This window comes from Pelagibius sp. Alg239-R121 (assembly GCF_947331435.1).
Classification (GTDB): domain Bacteria; phylum Pseudomonadota; class Alphaproteobacteria; order Kiloniellales; family Kiloniellaceae; genus Denitrobaculum.
In genome coordinates, this window is sequence record NZ_CAMZOF010000006.1 from 447,073 (window position 1) to 464,934 (window position 17,862).

Annotated in this window: 16 protein-coding genes and 2 tRNA genes; 7 read left to right on the plus strand and 11 right to left on the minus strand. The window is 56.9% G+C overall.

The window, feature by feature from the left end; all coding sequences use genetic code 11:
• Positions 1 to 74: 74 nt before the first annotated feature.
• A complete protein-coding gene (locus tag QMZ18_RS21125; protein WP_282608328.1) occupies positions 75 to 716 on the plus strand; it encodes a DsbA family oxidoreductase in 642 nt (213 codons plus the stop codon).
• 204 nt (positions 717 to 920) lie between these two features.
• Complete coding sequence (locus QMZ18_RS21130; protein WP_282608329.1) at positions 921 to 1,322, plus strand: VOC family protein; 402 nt, start codon at positions 921 to 923, stop codon at positions 1,320 to 1,322.
• A 221-nt stretch (positions 1,323 to 1,543) separates the two neighbouring features.
• Here QMZ18_RS21130 and QMZ18_RS21135 read toward each other — a convergent pair whose 3' ends face one another.
• From QMZ18_RS21135 to QMZ18_RS21150, 4 genes are all read right to left on the minus strand, one after another.
• On the minus strand, positions 1,544 to 2,383 hold the full coding sequence (locus QMZ18_RS21135) for a hypothetical protein (RefSeq protein ID WP_282608330.1): 840 nt from the start codon (positions 2,381 to 2,383) through the stop codon (positions 1,544 to 1,546).
• A gap of 39 nt (positions 2,384 to 2,422) precedes the next feature.
• Positions 2,423 to 5,779 carry a transcription-repair coupling factor gene (gene mfd, locus QMZ18_RS21140; RefSeq protein WP_322097260.1) on the minus strand — a complete coding sequence of 1,119 codons (3,357 nt, stop codon included), beginning with the start codon at positions 5,777 to 5,779 and terminating at the stop codon, positions 2,423 to 2,425.
• A gap of 158 nt (positions 5,780 to 5,937) precedes the next feature.
• On the minus strand, positions 5,938 to 6,210 hold the full coding sequence (locus tag QMZ18_RS21145; RefSeq protein ID WP_282608332.1) for a succinate dehydrogenase assembly factor 2: 273 nt from the start codon (positions 6,208 to 6,210) through the stop codon (positions 5,938 to 5,940).
• A 144-nt stretch (positions 6,211 to 6,354) separates the two neighbouring features.
• Positions 6,355 to 7,410, minus strand: a complete 1,056-nt coding sequence (locus QMZ18_RS21150; protein ID WP_282608333.1) for a response regulator — start codon at positions 7,408 to 7,410, stop codon at positions 6,355 to 6,357.
• A 206-nt stretch (positions 7,411 to 7,616) separates the two neighbouring features.
• Here QMZ18_RS21150 and recG point away from each other — a divergent pair, with 206 nt between their 5' ends.
• Complete coding sequence (gene recG / locus QMZ18_RS21155) at positions 7,617 to 9,698, plus strand: ATP-dependent DNA helicase RecG (RefSeq protein ID WP_282608334.1); 2,082 nt, start codon at positions 7,617 to 7,619, stop codon at positions 9,696 to 9,698.
• Between the two features lie 15 nt (positions 9,699 to 9,713).
• On the opposite strand, the gene QMZ18_RS21160 is transcribed toward recG, so the two are convergent.
• The 3 genes from QMZ18_RS21160 to QMZ18_RS21170 all read right to left on the minus strand — a co-directional run bounded on the left by QMZ18_RS21160 (position 9,714) and on the right by QMZ18_RS21170 (position 11,852).
• A complete protein-coding gene (locus tag QMZ18_RS21160) occupies positions 9,714 to 11,240 on the minus strand; it encodes a DUF502 domain-containing protein (RefSeq protein ID WP_282608335.1) in 1,527 nt (508 codons plus the stop codon).
• Between the two features lie 361 nt (positions 11,241 to 11,601).
• Positions 11,602 to 11,688: transfer RNA gene (locus tag QMZ18_RS21165), tRNA-Leu, on the minus strand.
• 77 nt (positions 11,689 to 11,765) lie between these two features.
• Positions 11,766 to 11,852, minus strand: a tRNA-Leu gene (locus QMZ18_RS21170).
• 354 nt (positions 11,853 to 12,206) lie between these two features.
• Between QMZ18_RS21170 and QMZ18_RS21175 the strand changes: the two genes are divergently transcribed.
• Positions 12,207 to 12,569, plus strand: a complete 363-nt coding sequence (locus QMZ18_RS21175) for a TraR/DksA family transcriptional regulator (RefSeq protein ID WP_282608336.1) — start codon at positions 12,207 to 12,209, stop codon at positions 12,567 to 12,569.
• A 46-nt stretch (positions 12,570 to 12,615) separates the two neighbouring features.
• Here the strand turns inward: QMZ18_RS21175 and QMZ18_RS21180 are convergent, their stop codons facing one another.
• Both QMZ18_RS21180 and QMZ18_RS21185 read right to left on the minus strand, forming a co-directional pair.
• Positions 12,616 to 13,143, minus strand: a complete 528-nt coding sequence (locus QMZ18_RS21180; RefSeq protein WP_282608337.1) for a GNAT family N-acetyltransferase — start codon at positions 13,141 to 13,143, stop codon at positions 12,616 to 12,618.
• Between the two features lie 102 nt (positions 13,144 to 13,245).
• Positions 13,246 to 13,464 (minus strand): DUF3126 family protein, encoded by a 219-nt coding sequence (locus QMZ18_RS21185; protein WP_282608338.1) that lies wholly within the window; start codon positions 13,462 to 13,464, stop codon positions 13,246 to 13,248.
• 395 nt (positions 13,465 to 13,859) lie between these two features.
• Here QMZ18_RS21185 and QMZ18_RS21190 point away from each other — a divergent pair, with 395 nt between their 5' ends.
• Entirely contained in the window at positions 13,860 to 14,060 is a 201-nt protein-coding gene (locus QMZ18_RS21190; protein ID WP_282608339.1) for a hypothetical protein, read from the plus strand.
• Between the two features lie 105 nt (positions 14,061 to 14,165).
• On the opposite strand, the gene QMZ18_RS21195 is transcribed toward QMZ18_RS21190, so the two are convergent.
• Together QMZ18_RS21195 and QMZ18_RS21200 are read right to left on the minus strand one after the other, a co-directional pair.
• The gene (locus QMZ18_RS21195; RefSeq protein ID WP_282608340.1) at positions 14,166 to 14,576 is read right to left on the minus strand and encodes a VOC family protein; all 411 of its coding nucleotides are present in this window, start codon (positions 14,574 to 14,576) and stop codon (positions 14,166 to 14,168) included.
• 32 nt (positions 14,577 to 14,608) lie between these two features.
• Entirely contained in the window at positions 14,609 to 15,397 is a 789-nt protein-coding gene (locus tag QMZ18_RS21200; protein ID WP_282608341.1) for a 5'-methylthioadenosine/adenosylhomocysteine nucleosidase, read from the minus strand.
• A gap of 165 nt (positions 15,398 to 15,562) precedes the next feature.
• Here QMZ18_RS21200 and QMZ18_RS21205 point away from each other — a divergent pair, with 165 nt between their 5' ends.
• Together QMZ18_RS21205 and QMZ18_RS21210 are read left to right on the plus strand one after the other, a co-directional pair.
• A complete protein-coding gene (locus QMZ18_RS21205; RefSeq protein WP_282608342.1) occupies positions 15,563 to 16,408 on the plus strand; it encodes a MoxR family ATPase in 846 nt (281 codons plus the stop codon).
• Positions 16,409 to 16,452: 44 nt separating this feature from the next.
• A complete protein-coding gene (locus QMZ18_RS21210; protein ID WP_282608343.1) occupies positions 16,453 to 17,637 on the plus strand; it encodes a VWA domain-containing protein in 1,185 nt (394 codons plus the stop codon).
• Positions 17,638 to 17,862: the final 225 nt, after the last annotated feature.

The window sequence follows — 17,862 nt, forward strand, 5'->3', positions numbered from 1 at the left end:
AAAGGTCAAGTTTAACAGGCTTTAAATAACGACCTGCCGGGTTTTCTTCCGGCTGAACTTAAGGACGCCGCGCCATGGAACTCGACATTTTCTCCGACACGATCTGCCCATGGTGCCTGATCGGTAAGCGCCGCCTGGAGCGGGCGCTGGCTGAGCGTCCGCAGCCGGAGCTCAAGATCCGCTGGCGTGCCTTTCAGTTGAACCCGGACATGCCGGCGGGTGGGATGGACCGGAAACTCTATCTGGAAACCAAGTTCGGTGGCCCCGAGAACGCCAAGAGCGTCTATGACCGGATCCGTGAGGCGGGTGTTTCCGAAGGCATTCAATTTAACTTCGATGGCATCACGCACACACCCAATACCGTCGATTCCCACCGTTTGATTCGTTTTGCGGAGCGCAACCTCTGTCAGGATGCGGTGGTTGAGAATCTGTTTCAGGCCTATTTCATCGATGGCCGTAATATCGGCGATCACGACGTACTGGCCACGGTTGCGGCCGACAGCGGCCTAGAAGAAGATGCGACGCGCAGCTATCTGGCGTCCGGCGAGGATGCCGATGCAATCCGCGCCGAGGATGCACAAGCCCGCGGTGTCGGGATCAACGGCGTGCCCTGCTTCATTTTCAACGGCCGACACGCCCTGCCCGGCGCTCAGTCGCCGGAGGTTTTCTTCCAACTCTTCGACCTCGCGCGCGAAGAAGCGGAGCCGGTTGGGTAGGCTTGACTGCGATACGCCCGGTAAAGCCAAAGTGCCTCATGTTGCCAATCCGGATTCCAGTTTCCTCTTAACGTGCTATCGTTCTTGACCGAAGCGATCAAGGACCTGCACCATCCTCTACCAGTATGTTATAGAGGCCAACTAACGCATTTCGCAGACTGAGTGAAATGCGACCAGACTCTAAAAAGTACCTGGAGCCGAACATTGAAAGAGATTACGCGGATCAATCATGCAGGCCTGAGGGTGCGGGACTTGAACGTCACCCGTGATTTTTACGACAAGCTTGGCTTTGAGTTTATCGTCGGCCCGATCGGTCCAGAACCCGTTGCGGTCATGGAGCACCCAAGCGGAGTTAATATCAACTTCATCCTGAATGCGTCAGAAGATGCGGCGCCTGAGAACCTGCTTATGGATGTGCCGCAAAAGCATACCGGTTTTACGCACATTGCCTTGGAGATTACAGACCGGGATTCTGTGAAGGCTCAGCTTGCTGAACTGGGGATCCCAATCACGGAAACCGTGAACCTGCCTGACGGGTCGCAGTTCTTTTTCATTCGTGATCCAGATAAAAATGTCATCGAATTCCACCATCCAGGCAAAGCGTGATTGCCCGCTTAAGGTAGTAACAAACACTTCAGTGTTGGTCTGGTTCTTCGATAGCTGAAGTCTATGCCGCCACGCCCTAGCCGACACTCAGTTGCCGGGATCTTCGTCCAAATCTTGATGTTACGCGTGAGCAAGAAAAGTCGGTTGGATAGCGCTGGCTGCGCTTGTACCCGCCCGTGGACACATGCCGTCTGGCCAGAGGCAATGCGTGCCAATACTCCCTAACTCGCCGCCTTCCAGATTTCGAAGGCGAGATAGCCCAATACGGTGACACGTAAAACAATTGCAATCGGATGTGTTTTCAACGTCGTGTTCTTGGTTTCGATATTTAGTTTCAGATGCTTTGTCGGATTGGCCCAAATTAAGAAACCGAACTGCACACATCGTTCGGGTGTCTCCAACTGAAGAATATTGTGAGTGAAAGGCCACTGCTTCGTCTTATAAACTGTCGCCTTAGTCACCTCGGAAAAGGGGAAAATCCAATTGCCGCACTGGACCTTGTCGTCGAAGATTCGGAAAAACGCGCGGCGCGCAAGAATCCAAGACCAGGAAATTTTCGGTTCTCCTGACTCGCCATCAGCGGCCTTGCAAAAGCAGCTATATAGTTGCTGCCCTTTAGAATCATACCACTCGCTCGACGAATTGCCTCCGCTTGCTTGTCCGTTGCCCGTACGTCGTTTGGTTGGCAGAATCAGGAGTGCGATGACAAAGAGTAAATTAACAACTGGTATAAGTGCGCAATAGGCGACGATCTTTCGTAAGCCTGCGTCAATGCTCCGCCGTGCAATCCGTTGGAAATAAAAGAAGACTAATGCGTATGCGGCCAGCAAAGGAGGCAGTACGGATACCTCGGGAGGTAGTCCAAATTCGCCGTAAGCCCCGCCGACATAGGCGAGAATTAGAAATAACAAAACGCAGAAACCGACTGTCCAAAGGGCAAATTTTCCTCTCGTCGTAAACTTTTGTCCGCGTTCAAGGGCAATCGCTATTGTGGGTAGTGCAATAAAGACAACCAGACCAACAAGATCGAATATGCTGCCCTCACCAACCGGTGCGTTCATGAGTCCTGGTTCCTGTTCGCGTTTGTTTTTCTTAACGCCCTAACCGGTGGCCAACTTCACCAGACTGTCCAGCATCATCCGTACACCCTTCACGCGCGCCTTGGCATCGCTCCAGGCGCGTTTGTAGACCAGTTTGTGGTCCGGGCGCAGGTTGACGATCCCGGCCTGGGACTGGATGTAGCCGATCAGCTTTGCCGGGTTGGCGAACTGGTCGTTGTGGAAGGCAACGACGGCGCCCTTGGGACCGGAATCGACCTTGATTACGCCGGCGTCGCGGCAGAGCTGTTTAATTGTCATGATGTCGAGCAGATTTTCGACCTCCTCAGGGAGATCGCCAAAGCGGTCGATCAATTCGGCGGCAAAACCCTCGATCTCGTTACGCGTAACCAACTCCGACAGGCGGCGATAGAGGCCAAGACGGACGTTGAGGTCGGTTACGTAACGCTCTGGAATCAAAACCGAAGTTCCGACATTGATCTGCGGCGTCCAACCCTTGGCTTCGTCTGCCTCTTCGGCCCGGCCACCACTTTTGGCAACCGCGACAGCCTCTTCGAGCATTTGCTGATAGAGTTCAATTCCGACTTCGCGGATGTGCCCGGACTGTTCCTCGCCCAACAGGTTACCGGCACCGCGAATGTCCATGTCGTGGCTGGCGAGTGTAAATCCGGCACCCAGACTGTCGAGAGTCTGCATGACGTTCAGGCGCTTTTCGGCGGCCGTGCTCAACAATCGGCCCGGCGGCAGGGTCAGATAGGCATAGCCACGGGTTTTGGAGCGGCCGATACGTCCTCGGATCTGATAGAGTTGGGCCAGGCCAAACATATCTGCCCGGTGGACAATCATGGTGTTGGCGCTGGGGATATCCAGGCCGGACTCGATGATGTTGGTGGAAAGCAGCACGTCGTACTGGTGATCGTAGAATGCCGTCATGACGGCTTCCAGTTCGCTGGGCGGCAATTGCCCGTGTGCCACTGCAATCTTGACCTCAGGCACCAGCTTGGCCAGCCGCTCTTTCAGTTCGGCGATATCGGCCAGACGCGGGCAGACGTAGAAGGTCTGTCCGCCCCGATAATGCTCGCGCAGGATCGCTTCTCGAACGATCACCGGATCGTAAGGCAGTACGAAGGTACGTACGGCCAGCCGGTCGACCGGCGGTGTCGCGATCAGGCTCATTTCCTTCACGCCTGACATGGCGAGCTGCAGCGTACGTGGAATCGGCGTCGCGGTCAGGGTGAGGACATGTACGTCCTCGCGGATCTGCTTCAGGCGTTCCTTCTGTTTCACGCCGAAATGCTGTTCCTCGTCGACAATCAACAGACCCAGATCCCGGAAGCGAACCGACTTGCCCAACAACGCATGTGTTCCGATTACGATTTCGACTGTGCCCTTCTCCAGGCCCGCCCTGGCGTCGCTGGCGTCCTTGGAGGTGACCAGGCGCGACAGTTGCACGACATTCACGGGCAAGCCCGTGAAACGCTCTGAAAAGGTCTTGTAGTGCTGACGCGCCAGCAGGGTCGTCGGCACCACCACAGCGACTTGTTTGCCAGCCATGACCGCGATAAAGGCGGCGCGCAGGGCGACTTCTGTTTTGCCGAAACCGACGTCGCCGCAAACCAGCCGATCCATGGGTTTACCGGATCCCAGATCGTCCAGAATATCTTCGATGGCGCGCAATTGATCTTCGGTTTCCGGAAAGGGGAAGCGCGCGGCGAACTCGTCGTAAATGCCCTCCTGAGGCACAAGTGAATCCGCGGTCTTCATGGCACGGGCTGCGGCGATCTTTATGAGCTCGTCGGCAATTGCCTTGATACGCTGTTTGACTTTGGCCTTGCGGGACTGCCAGCCGGCGCCGCCCAGCCGGTCGAGCTCGACCGATGCATCTTCAGAGCCGAAGCGCGAGAGCACCTCGATATTCTCGACCGGGACAAAGAGCTTGTCGCCCCCGTGGTAGATCACCTTGAGACAGTCGTGGGGTGCGCCACCGACCTCGATGGTCTCCAAGCCCTCGTAGCGTCCTATGCCATGGTCGACATGAACCACGAGATCCAGCGCCTGCAGCGTCGAGACTTCGGTCAGGAAGTTCTCTGAACGCCGCCGTTTTCGCTGTTGGCGTCCGATCCGTTCACCCAGGATGTCCTGCTCGGTGATGAGGGTGAAGTCCGGTGTAGTAAAGCCGTGATCGATCTCCAGCGTGATCAGGCCAACGGAGGATCGGTCCAGGTTGCCTGCATCGGCCCAGCTCTCTGCCGCAGCCAGACCTGCCTGACCATGCTCGCGCAGCAGGCTGCTTAGGCGGTCCCGGGCCCCGTCGCTGTAAGCGGCAACGATGACCCGTCGACCGGCTGATTGTTCCTGCAGGATGAACTGCCGGACAGCATCGAAGACATTGGTGTCATCTTTGGCCCGGGCTTCCGCGAAGTTCTCGCCCGCCTTTGCGCCGGCATCCAGGATGCCGTCAAGGTCGTCCGGGAGGTCATAGGGCGTGAAGATCCCGCCGCGCAGGGCTGAGAGACCCTTGTCCCATTCATCCGTGGTCAAGTAGAGGTGGGCGGGGTTTAAGGGCTTATAGGGTGCGCCACCCGCGTCGCGAACGGATACCATGGCCTTTCTGGCGCCATAGAAGTCGTCGATTGCCTCCAGGCGGGCGTCGCGCGCTTCGGCCGCCTGATGATCCAGCAACACGACGGGATCGGAGAGGTAATCGAGCAGGGTTTCAAGCCGATCATGGAAGAGCGGCAGCCAATGCTCCATGCCGGGATGAACCCGGCCGTCCGACACGCTTTCATAAAGCGGATCGTCTCGCGATACCGCGCCGAAGGTTTCGCGATAACCGGAACGAAAGCGTTCAACGGCATCAGGAGTCAGTGTGATCTCCCCGACCGGCTTCAGAACGACCCGTTCCAGCCGGCCCGTGGTCAGTTGGGTCAGGGGATCGAACTGGCGAATGCTCTCGAGTTCGTCACCGAAGAAGTCCAGCCGTACGGGCTGTTCTTCACCGGTTGGAAAAACATCCAGGATCCCGCCACGGATGGCAAACTCGCCGGCTTCGCCGACGGTTTCAGTGCGGAAGTAACCGTTTGAAGACAGAAACGAGAGCAACTCCGCAGTTTCGATCCGCGCACCCGGCGTGATCTCCTTGAGACGGTCGGCGAAGGTGGTGCGCGGCGGGACGCGCTGCATCAAGGCATTGACCGTCGTCACAATCACGCGCGGCGGCCCTTTGGCACCGGTCGCGGCTTTTGTCCCCGTGGCGAGATCCGTCAGGACATCTATCCTGCGCGCCAGAATATCCCGATGTGGACTGACCCGGTCGTAAGGCAGGCAGTCCCAGGCTGGAAAGCTACGGATTTCGACTTCCGGCGCAAAAAAGGCGAGCACGCTTTCCATCTTCGCCATGCGGGCGTCATCACGGGCGACAAAAACAAACGTGCTGTCTTTTGCTGCCGATGCAAGATGGGCAAGGGCGACGGCGTCGACGCCGTCAGGGGCGTTGGCGATCTGGTGCCGTACCGACCCGTTTTCACCGGCCGGTTTAAGAAGAGACTCTAGGGAATTCAAAGTTTTTCAGGCGTATAGCGGAAGTTTAGGAGAAGCTGGGTGACGTCGTTCAGCAGGTGTTCGGCTGGTTGCGACTCACCAGTGAACCACTGATAGACGACAGGATCGGGTTGATCCAGGATAACTTCGTAGCGGTCAAGCTGGGCTGCGTCCATAGCGGCCAGATGCTGGTCGGCGAAGTTCCCCAAAAGCAGATCCGCTTCCTTTGTGCCGCGATGCCAGCTTCTGAATTTCAACTGTTTGCGGCGCTTGGCAAGGTCATCGCTCATTGGAATTTACCGATCTGCTTAACGAAGAAAATTCGGCGCGTCTGCCGATCAGGATGCCGTCGAATGACACGAGCAAGATGTGCCGTCTCCGTCGGGCTTTCAAGTGTCGCATGCAGGCGCCGGCACCCAGCCACAGGAAACGCTCTATTGATAGCGTTTGACCGCTTCGCTGATTTCCTTCAGCAAAGCAGTTCCGACCTCGCCGCCGTCCCCAACAATCTTATTCTTAAAGACGGTGCGAATGGTGTCGATATGTGCACCGATCAGTTTGATCCGGTCCTTAGTCGGTGGGTGGCCGGTCGGTTTGGTTGCCTTGTAGAGGGATTTTCCCACGTCTGTAATCAGGGGATAGTCGAAGATGCCTCCCTGCCCGCGAAGTTCGTGCGCGACTTCGTTGATCTTGGCTATTGCCTGATCCGGATCGCCCTTGCCTGTCTGCAAGGTCTGTTGCGCTTCCGTGGCCGCGATGAGATAGCGTTCCATCCAGTCGCCATAATCGCCGACAAGCGCCTGAATGCGTTTCTCGGCCGCCTGAATGAGTACCGGATCGAAGGCGACCGGAATCTTGCGGGCATCCGGGCCCAGTTTTTCACGCAGACGGTCGTCGAGGTCGAAGTGAATCGCCCGGACGTCCTCGCGCAGCGTCTTCTCCGACGACGGTCCCCGGATAAACTGGATATCCTCGCGCATCGTCACGCGCCGCTCTTCTGCAACCGGCACCGTGGTGCGCCGACGGTCCGGACCGAAGTAACCGGCTGCCAGGACGTAGTGGCGTGGTGTGTTGACCAACATCAAGAGGCGGTCCGCGATGGTCTTGGAGGCAAAGGGCTTCGCGAGAAACTCTGTGACGCCGCCGTCTCTGGCGTCCTCCACCACTTCCCGGTCGGCGGCGCCTGATATCATAACAATGGGCACGAAGCGATCCGGCACATTCGGTCCCGTGCGGATCCAACGCAAAAACAGCTTGCCGTCGACTTGAGGCATGACCCAATCCGAAATGATCAGATCAACGGTTCCGATCCCCGCACTCACCGGATCTTCAAGGCTCAGCTTGAGGCGATCGATTGCCGCTGCGCCGTCGACGTCCGCAATCACTTTACCAACACCGAGGGTCTTCAGAACCGAGGTCAGCAGTTCCCGGATGAAACGATTGTCGTCGACAATCAAAACCGTCAAACGATCCCAGCGAAGATCTTTCATACCTACCAAACGTCCCCAGCCGCTCGAATACCCCCGAGGGGGACCGTGCTTTTCTTTTGTCACGCCGTTTCATAGCCAGCCCGTGACCGAACCATTTAATGCTATAGGATGGCGGTTGTAAGATAACTCCGATTCTAGAGCCCGATCGATTCGATCAAGACCGATCTTGCACTAGGCTCTCATGCCCATTTCAGGCTTATAGACCCTTGCGACCCGAAATCCTCTTTCCTCTCTTTGCTCCGATTACCAGTATTTCCGGCATCGGTCCACGTTTCGCTGTGCTTTTTGAGCGCTTGGTCGGTGTTCACATCCTCGATCTTTGCTGGCATCTCCCAAATGGGTTGATCGATCGCCGCTACAGTCCGCAGGTTGCTCAAGCCGAAGCGGGGCGGATCGCGACGCTCGTCGTACGTGTTCTTCGGCACCACCCCGCTCCGGCGCGGGGCCGTCCCTACCGCATCACCGTGGCCGATGAAAGCGGCGAGCTGCAACTGGTGTTCTTCCATGCCCGGGCCGATTATCTGGAGAAAATTCTTCCTGAAGGCGAAACCCGGGTGGTCAGCGGTAAGCTGGAAGTCTTTGGCGGCGGATTGCAGATGCCCCACCCCGATCATATCGCGCCCGAAGCAGAGCTTGCTGAAATTCAAACCGTGCAACCGGTCTATCCTCTGACCGCGGGCCTGCCGCAAAAGGTCGTGGCCAAGGCCGTTACCTCGGCCTTGGCGCACACTATCGATTTGCCGGAATGGCTGGATCCGGCCTTTCAGCGCCAAGGCGGCTGGCCGGCTTGGAAAGATGCCCTGGACAGTGCTCATTGTCCCCACGAGTTGCCGGACCTGGACGCAACAACGCCGGCGCGCAGCCGCCTGGCTTACGACGAACTGCTGGCCAATCAGTTGGCCCTCGCCCTGATCCGGCGCAATCAGACCCGGCACAAAGGGCGGCAAATCAAGGGCGACTCGCGTCTTCGGACACAGGTGCTCGAGGCCCTGCCCTTTTCTCTGACCAAGTCCCAGCAGCAGGTGTTGCTGGAAATTGATGATGATATGGCCAGTGACTCCCGCATGCTGCGATTGATTCAGGGCGATGTGGGCAGCGGAAAGACCGTGGTGGCCCTGTTGGCGATGTTGGCGGCGGTTGAATCCGGCGCCCAAGCCGCAATCATGGCACCGACCGAAATACTGGCGCGGCAGCATCATAAGACGATCGAACCCCTGGCCCGGGCCGCCGGCGTATCCGTCGAGCTGCTGACCGGGCGGGACAAGGGCAAGGCACGCGCCGCGGTTCTGGCCAGGATCGCATCCGGGGAGTCTGCGATCGTGATCGGGACCCACGCCCTGTTTCAACAGGACGTCGCCTTCCAGGACCTCGCTTTGGCGGTGATCGACGAGCAGCATCGCTTCGGCGTCCATCAACGCCTCACCCTGGCGGATAAGGGGCGCGGGGTCGATATGCTGGTGATGACGGCGACGCCGATCCCGCGGACCCTGATGCTGACAGCCTACGGCGACATGGATGTTTCGAGGATTACCGAAAAGCCGGCAGGCAGGCAGGCGATCGATACCCGGACCATGCCCATCGACCGCCTGCCCGAAATCGTCGACGCTATCGGCCGGGCGCTGCGCAGCGGCACGCGCGCCTATTGGGTCTGTCCACTCGTCGAGGACTCCGAACTCAGCGACTTGGCGGCGGCCGAGGAACGCCATCGGGAATTGCAGGCCCATTTCGGTGATTGTGTGGGTCTCGTGCACGGCAAGATGAAGGCCAAGGACAAGGATGCCGCCATGGCCGCCTTCGTCGCAGGCGACATCACTCTATTGGTGGCGACCACGGTGATCGAGGTCGGTGTGGACGTTCCCGAGGCGTCTATCATGGTGATCGAACACGCCGAGCGTTTCGGCCTGGCTCAGCTCCATCAGCTCAGAGGCCGGATTGGCCGCGGTTCGCTCAAATCGAGTTGTTTGCTGCTTTATCAAGGGCCGCTTGGCGAAGTCTCGCGCGCACGGCTAAACATCATGCGTGAGACTGACGACGGTTTCCGGATTGCTGAAGAAGACCTGCGTCTGCGCGGCGCCGGTGAACTTTTGGGAACGCGCCAAAGCGGTTTTCCAGAGTTTCGCCTCGCGGATCTGCAGGTGCACAGCGATTTACTGGCCGCTGCGCGCGACGATGCAGCGCTGATCCTGAATAAAGATCCCGACCTGGAATCGGACCGGGGCCGGGCCTTGCGCATCCTGCTCTATCTCTTCGAACGGGATGCGGCAGTGAAGTACTTAAGATCAGGGTAACAGTGGGAAAACGGGTCAGCCGGCCTTTGCGACCTTTTCCATGCCCTGTGGCGGTTGGCCGGGATCTTCGGGATCGTTGTCACTATCCGAGGCCAGTTCTGCGCCGGAACCGGTAATTTGGGTCGGTTCGGTGGACCTGAGCCGCCGATCCGGGGGCGTCACGATTCCGCCCGAAACCACCATCTTGATCCCCTCCTCCACCGTCATGCTCAACTTGCGGGTCTCTTTTTTGGAGACAAAAAGCAAAAAGCCCGATGTCGGGTTCGGGGTGGTCGGCAGGAAGATATTGACCGCGTCATCTGGTCCGGCCTCGGTGAGACGATAGTTTGCATCGCCGGTCAAAAAGCCGATGGCCCAGCTTTCCTTGCGCGGATACTGCACCAGGACAACGTCTCGAAAGGCATTGGACTGCTGTTTGAAGACGGCTTCGAAGATCTGTTTCAGTGCACCGTAGACACTGCGAATGACCGGCATGCGATCGAGCAGGCGCTCTCCGATACGTACGATACTGCGGCCGACCAGTCCGGCCGTCATAAAACCGATAAGCGTCAGGACTGCCACCACCACGATCACACCGAGACCCGGGATGCCGAAGGGCAGATAGGTTTCGGGGTTCCACTGCGCCGGAATCAGCGGGGTCACCCGGTCATCGATGAAGGTCACGATCTCCAGCGCCAGCCAGCAGGTGATGCCGATCGGTGCCGTAATCAGAACGCCAGTGAAAAAGTGGTTCCTCAGCCGGCCGATAATTCCGAGTTTATGAGCTGCCTGCACTTCGCTCTCAGCTTTTGCGTCCCGTTCGGACAGGCTTTTGGCAAGCGTTGAGGTTTCTGCTGCTCCGCCTTCGCCATTGACCCGTCCGTTGTCAGGCGGCGTGACAATGCCACTGGAAATGACCAGCTTGATCCCCTCTTCGACGGTCAAATCGAGGTGGTGAACATCGCGTTCGGGAATGAAGAGCAGGAAACCTGTTGTCGGATTAGGCGTGGCTGGAACGAAAACGTTGACGACGGTTTCCGAGGTAAGTTCCTGAACCTCGCCTTCAGTTCGTCCCGTAATGAAGCCGACCGCCCAGGTTCCCCGGTTTGGGTATTCGACCAGGACCACTTCCCGAAAGGCTGTGGATTTCTGGGACAACACGGTTTCGAAAACCTGACGGGTCCAACTGTAGACGCTGCGCACGATCGGCAATTGGGAAATGGCGCTTTCGCTCACTCTCGTGATCAGGCGGCCGAGATATCCGGTGGTAACGGCGCCAACCATGGTCAGGGCGATCAGAACGACAAGCAATCCGATGCCGGGCAGCGCAAAGGGCAGATAGCTTTCCGGGTTCCACTTGAACGGAATGTAGGGACGGACCGTATTGTCGACAAAGGAGATGAACTGCCAGGCCAGCCAGAAAGTGATTCCAATTGGCGCGGCAACCAGCAATCCGGCAAGGAAATAGTTCCGAAGACGCCCGGCAAAGCTCAGCGCATGAACTGGCTTCGGCTTACCTGCCTCAGGTTTATCGGCCTTCTTGCGATCTTTCTTGATCGTCATCCAGGTCTCGTCCTTTTAAGGGCTGTCATTCCGCAGCCTCAAAACTAGCTTGGGAACCGGTCCATGCCTCAGTTTTACGCCCCATGGCGCAAACGTAATCTCGGATTGCGTCACATATGGGCATCGACCGGTGGCTCCGCCAGTGCGAACTCTACTCTGTGGATCACTTCTGCGGACGCCGATTGAATAACCCCAAACATCGTACCCTAGTGAAGATCGTGCCGGGGAGCCAGCATCGGATTCGGCGGCAACAGCTATTTTCGCGCGCCGGGTCCACAAGGACGATAAATTGTCTGGAAATTGTCGCTCGGTTTTAGTTCTGCCACACTAGCCCGGCAGTTTCTCATCGTTCCGGGTCAGGTGGTGCGGATGAGAGGACTTGAACCTCCACTCCCTTTCGGGAACATGCACCTGAAGCATGCGCGTCTACCAATTCCGCCACATCCGCATCAGTCGGTCAGGTTCAAACTTGGAACCCAATACCGTCTCGTGACTTCCATACCATCCGGCTCGATACTCCGGATTTGGTGCGGCTGAGAGGACTTGAACCTCCACCCCGTTTCCAGGACAACGACCTCAACGTTGCGCGTCTACCGATTCCGCCACAGCCGCATGCATGGAACGAGCCATTGGCCCGTCGTCACGGAGCCGGATTTATAACGTTCTAATCCGAAAGGGCAACGGAAATTTGCGCCAATTCGTATTTATTCGCTTTTCCCATGTTTTCTGGCGCTTGCGGGAACCTGAAGACCGCTTTTGCCGTACCAAAGAGGCGATGTTCGCGGAGAGGACGCGATAACGTTTCCGGCAGTGGTTCTCCGATTCTCCGACGAATTACGAGTGTCTTCTCGCGGTTGAACGACCTTGAATTGTATCGCGCACTTGCTGCAATTATGTCTATTCGCGCTAGAAATGCAGGACTAGACTATACGAGCGGCCAATATTCCTGCTATCCTGCGAGTTCTTGTGACCGATCGAAACGACATCGATATTCCTGCCGTGACCAAACGCTTGCACGATCGCCGTGCCGAGCTTCAGGAGCTGACAGCCAGCAGTGAAGATCAGCGACGGCCCGTCGAACTGGACCAGACCCGTGTCGGTCGTCTGTCCCGTATGGATGCCCTGCAGAATCAAGCCATGTCGATAGAGACCGAGCGCCGCCGATCGATCGAGCTGAGTCGCATCGAAGCTGCATTGGAGCGCATTGCCGGCGGCGACTACGGTTACTGCCTGGTCTGCGGTGAAGATATCGCCATCAAACGGCTTGAACTCGATCCTACGGCCACGACCTGCATCTCCTGTGCCCGCGACAGCCAGCACAAACATTAGTGGCTGAATGGTGATTTTCACTCAGCTGGTGAAAAACCAATAAAATCTAGCTGTTACTCCCGCCTTCGTGCCAAATCAGATGCTTGCGTCCGGGGCGCGTCCCAGCCTGTCCGTCATGACGAAAGCCGATGCTCTGAAGCATATGCCACGAAACTTCGTTTTCCGGACGGCATTCGGCGATAATCCTGCGTGTTGGTATGGTGGCATGCAGCAGAGTGACCACGCTTGCCGCAGCTTCACGCGTATAACCTTGCCGACGATAGGCCGCACCAGCCCAATACCCGATTTCGATGTCACCCGTGTTACGCAGATGACAGCCGACAACGGCGACCAGGGCCTGATCTGTTTTGCGTGTCGCTCCAATGAATTGCTCGTTCCCCGACATTCCGCGCCGGATCAGCGCCTCGATGTCGGCGAGCGTTGGTGCGGACTCGAAAAAGGGAATGCTCGCGATCACATCAGCTTCGTCCGTGATTTCGAGCAAAGCCGGCGCGTCGCATAAAACCAGTGGGCGAAGCCGCAACCGCTCACTATCCACGTCAGGCAGCATGGTAAGCGTTCTATTATCTGACATGACAGGCGGCCGCTAATCTATCGCTCCGGCTTGACTTCGAGAGCCTGTACGAGGGTTTTCACCGGTTCAGTGAAAAATCACCGGACTCTTGTTCGTAGCGGTTCAGGGAGCCAGCGGCAGGTCGATGTCCAGAATCGCCATGTTGAAGGCATAGGAGGTTTCGCCCTCGTCTTCATCCTTGTAGATGACGCCGATAAACTCACCGCCGATGCTGACCTCGACCGAATCGCTTTTCCTGGTCTTCATATCCAACGTGATCCGCTCAGTGTTGAACTTTTCGCGCAGATAGCTCTGGATGCGCAGGATTTCTGATGTATCCACGTTGGAACTCCGTTCTTTAGGCTTTGCTGCTTTGTGGTTACCGCTGCCTGCACTGCCCTGTCATTGACGAAGGGTCGCAGTCGCGCAACTAAGCAGTCCCTTAACATATTGATCGTTCTTACGGCTTTTCCAACGGAATAGTTGCTGTTGGTTAAGCTTCTCCCCCGAGCCGCGTCCCTAGGGTTAGCAGGCACTGTCGGGGCACTGCAATGGTCAATTTTCGTCTTTGGAACAGTCAATTGGCAGATAGAATAAATCTTGTCATTACATAGTAAATAAAAATTTATTCAAATTAATCGTTAAATTATTATGTAATATTATGGTAAAGATAAAATATATACTTGACTTATTTCAATACGTACAATATATATCTCGTTATGATTATCCAAAGTCCCATGACGCCAGCAGCAGTGCGCGATGGCGATACTTCTGCGGCTCCGTCCCTGGTGGCCAATCAGCCACGGATATCTCAGTCGACCGCTCCGGAAACCTCCCGGCCGGTTGAAGCCAGCGATCATGCGGAGATCGTCCGCGGAGACGACTCGGCACCCAGCGAAGCGTCCGGTCGCGGCAGCCTGGTCGACGTATCGGTCTGATATTACAGAAAGTTCGGCAATAAAGTCGGATCAATCACCCATAGCCGGACACCGGCTATGGGTTTATTTCGTTTGACCCAACAGCGGAGTCAATTCGGGAGTGCTTCAGCGCGGATCATAGGCGAATTCCACGCGCAGGCCGCCGGGTTCGCGAATCATGGTGTGAATCTTCGGTCCTGCCCCAGAGGGCTCCGGGGAGAACTCGACATTTACGCCAGGCCAGGACGCGACCGCTTCGAAAAGCGTGTTGAGGGAGGCCTCATCCGCCACTTTGAGAGCCAGATGATGGAGGCCGACATTCTGGTGCCGGTCGAAGGAAATACAGCCGTCCGGATCTTTCACCTGCCACAGGGTCAGCACCGATTTCCCATCCGAAACGAACGCTGCCGGGTATTCGGGTTTGCCGCCGACCTTTTTCCAACCGAGGCAATTCGTAAAGAAACCTTCCGAGGCTTCGAGGTTCTGGACGGCAAGCCCAACGTGATCGACGCCAAGTGTCAGAGGGGAATCCGGCACGATATGTCTCCTTTAATGGAAGTCATGATTGCTTAAAGCACGGTAATCAGCCGCCGCAGCACAATGGCGGCACCGGCGGCTGTTTCATGCAGGAACTTGATGAAGTCGATGCCGCTTTCCTCGCCGGCGAGATCACTCAGAGAGCGCACGACAAGCCAGTCAACGCCGAAACGTTCTGCGACCTGGGCGACGGCGGCGCCCTCCATCTCAACCGCCTGCCCGCCCAGTTCGTTATGAAGGCGGTTGCGGGTGGCGGTGCAGTTGACGAACTGGTCACCGGTCAGGATCGTCCCGAATTGAAGCGTTGGGGTTCGGGCCGTACCGCCACTGGCCTCGGCGGAGAGTTCAGGCAACACAAAGCCTTTCAATGCCTGTTCGATGCGAGTGTGCAGCGCACCGTCCAGATGATATCCGAAGCGCTCGCTGGGCATGAAAATCGGCAGATGTCCGGGGTGATAGCTCTCGGTCACCTCATTATTGATGATGCCGTAGTCATGCTGGATCAGATGTTTGCCGATGACCACGTCGCCCACGCCGAGCGCCGGATCGAGTCCGCCCGCGACGCCAGAAAACAGCAGGCTCCGGCAATTGAAGTTCTGCGCCAGGATGGTCGCAACCACTGCGGCATTCACTTTGCCCATGCCGGCCTCGACCAGAATGCAGCGCTTGCCCTCAAGCAGGCCCTCTGCAAAGTCGAAGCCGCCAAAGCTGGTGCTTTTTTCCTTCTGAAAGGCATCGCCGAACTGTGCGATTTCGTCCGGGATCGCACAGATGATCCCAATGGCTGCGGATTCTTGCGCGGACAGGTCATGCTCGGGCACGGGCGACTCCTTGGTTGAGGAAAGCTACAAAGCTATACGGTCTTGGCGGGCGGCAATTCAAGCCTTTCGCTTTGCGAATGAAACGATCACGCACTAGTCTGCGCCGAGTTTGTGCGGTGCGGATGAAGCGTGCCGGGATTTTGATGTTTCCAAGGAGGAACAAGCGTGCAGTTTCAAGGCACCGAAGCTTACGTAGCGACTGAGGATTTGAAGGTTGGCGTCAATGCGGCAATCACGCTGGAACGGCCCCTGTTGGTCAAGGGCGAACCGGGCACCGGAAAAACGGTTTTGGCAGCGCAAGTCGCTCAATCCCTGGGCCGCAACTTGATCGAATGGAACATCAAATCAACGACAAAAGCCCAGCATGGTCTTTATGAGTACGATGCCGTTGCCCGCCTGCGTGACGGCCAATTGGGTGATGAGCGGGTCAACGATATTTCCAACTACATTATCAAGGGCAAGCTCTGGGAAGCCTTCAACGCCGATGTCGCACCGGTGCTGCTGATCGACGAAATCGATAAGGCAGATATCGAGTTTCCCAACGACCTGCTGCAGGAACTCGACCGCATGGAGTTCTATGTCCATGAGACCAAGCAGCTGATCAAAGCGCGCAACCGGCCGATCGTGATCATCACCTCCAACAACGAGAAGGAACTGCCGGATGCCTTCCTTCGGCGATGCTTCTTTCACTACATCCGCTTTCCCGATCGAGACACCATGGAGCAGATCGTTCAAGTTCACTATCCTGATGTAAAACAACAACTTCTCCGCGATGCTTTGACCGTTTTCTATGAAGTCCGGGATGTCACGGGCCTGCGGAAAAAGCCTTCGACATCGGAACTGCTCGATTGGCTGAAACTGTTGATGTCAGAGGACATGCCCGAGGATGTACTGCGGGCACACGATCGTTCCAGCATGATCCCGCCTCTTTATGGCGCGCTGCTGAAGTCTGAACAGGACGTGCATCTGTTTGAAAGGCTTGCTTTTCTGAACAGGCGCGAGCGGACCTGATTGGGATAGCATAACGCCTCAAGGACCAGGAAAGCTGCGAAGCGATGTTTCTGAAACTCTTTTTTGAACTGCGGGACGCAGAGGTGCCGGTCACCTTGCGCGAATATCTCGATCTGTTGAACGCGGTACAATCGGGTGTAGCGGACTACCGGGTCGACGACTTCTATTACCTGGCGCGGACGGTGCTGGTGAAGGACGAACGCTACCTGGATCGGTTCGATCAGGTTTTTGGACATGTCTTCAAAGGCTTGGAGAAAGCAGAAGGCGTCGGACGTGAAGCCGAAATTCCCGAAGAATGGCTGCGCAAGCTCACCGAACTCAATCTGACGGACGAGGAAAAAGCCAAGATTAAGGCCATGGGTGGCTGGGATGCTCTGATGGAAACCTTGAAAAAACGGCTTGAGGAGCAAGAAGGCCGGCACCAGGGCGGCAGCAAGTGGATCGGTACCGGCGGCACCTCGCCCTACGGCGCGTACGGCTACAATCCAGAGGGCGTACGTATCGGCCAGGATGGGAACCGGAATTTCAGCGCGGTCAAGGTCTGGGATAAGCGCGAATTCAAGGACCTGGACTCTAACGTCGAGCTTGGGACCCGCAACATCAAGATGGCGTTGCGCCGCCTGCGCAGCTTCGCGCGCGAAGGAGCCGCGACTGAACTGGATCTTGACGACACCATTTCCTCCACCGCGCGTAATGGCGGCTGGCTGGACGTAAAACTGGTCCCCGAGCGGCACAACGCGGTGAAACTGTTATTGATGCTTGATGTCGGCGGTTCCATGGATCCCCACGTGAAGACCTGCGAAGAGCTGTTTTCGGCTGCCCGGACCGAGTTCAAGCATCTGGAATATTATTACTTCCACAACTGCCCCTACGAGGCTTTGTGGCGGGAGAACCGGCGCCGCTGGAACGAAACCACAGACACCTGGGAGGTTCTGAACACCTACCCTTCCGACTACAAGCTGGTCTTTGTCGGCGACGCCTCCATGAGTCCTTATGAAATCACCTATCCCGGTGGTAGCGTCGAGCATATGAATAAGGAGGCGGGCGCGGTCTGGATCCAGCGTTTGTTACGTGCCTATCCCTCGGCCGTATGGTTGAACCCCATGAAAGAATCCTACTGGGGGTACACGACCTCGATCGGAATCGTCCAGCAGCTGATGGAAGGGCGTATGTTCCCCATGACCTTGGAAGGGCTGGATGCCGCCATGAGGGAATTGGCAACGCGCTGAAGCCTGGCCACTTCACTTCGAAGCCGTTTCATTCCGAACCTACACAAACGAAAATCAGCCACTTTACAATCAGATAGAGGGCGGAGAAGAATTGCGGCAACAGCGCTGGAGGCCTGGGGTATCGCAAGGCGCGGAGCAAGAATGCCCAACTTAGCGCCCGCCGTTTCCGCGTTTCTTCGGTTGAAATTCTTCTCTATTAATCGCAGCCCTTGAGTTGTGCCAGGA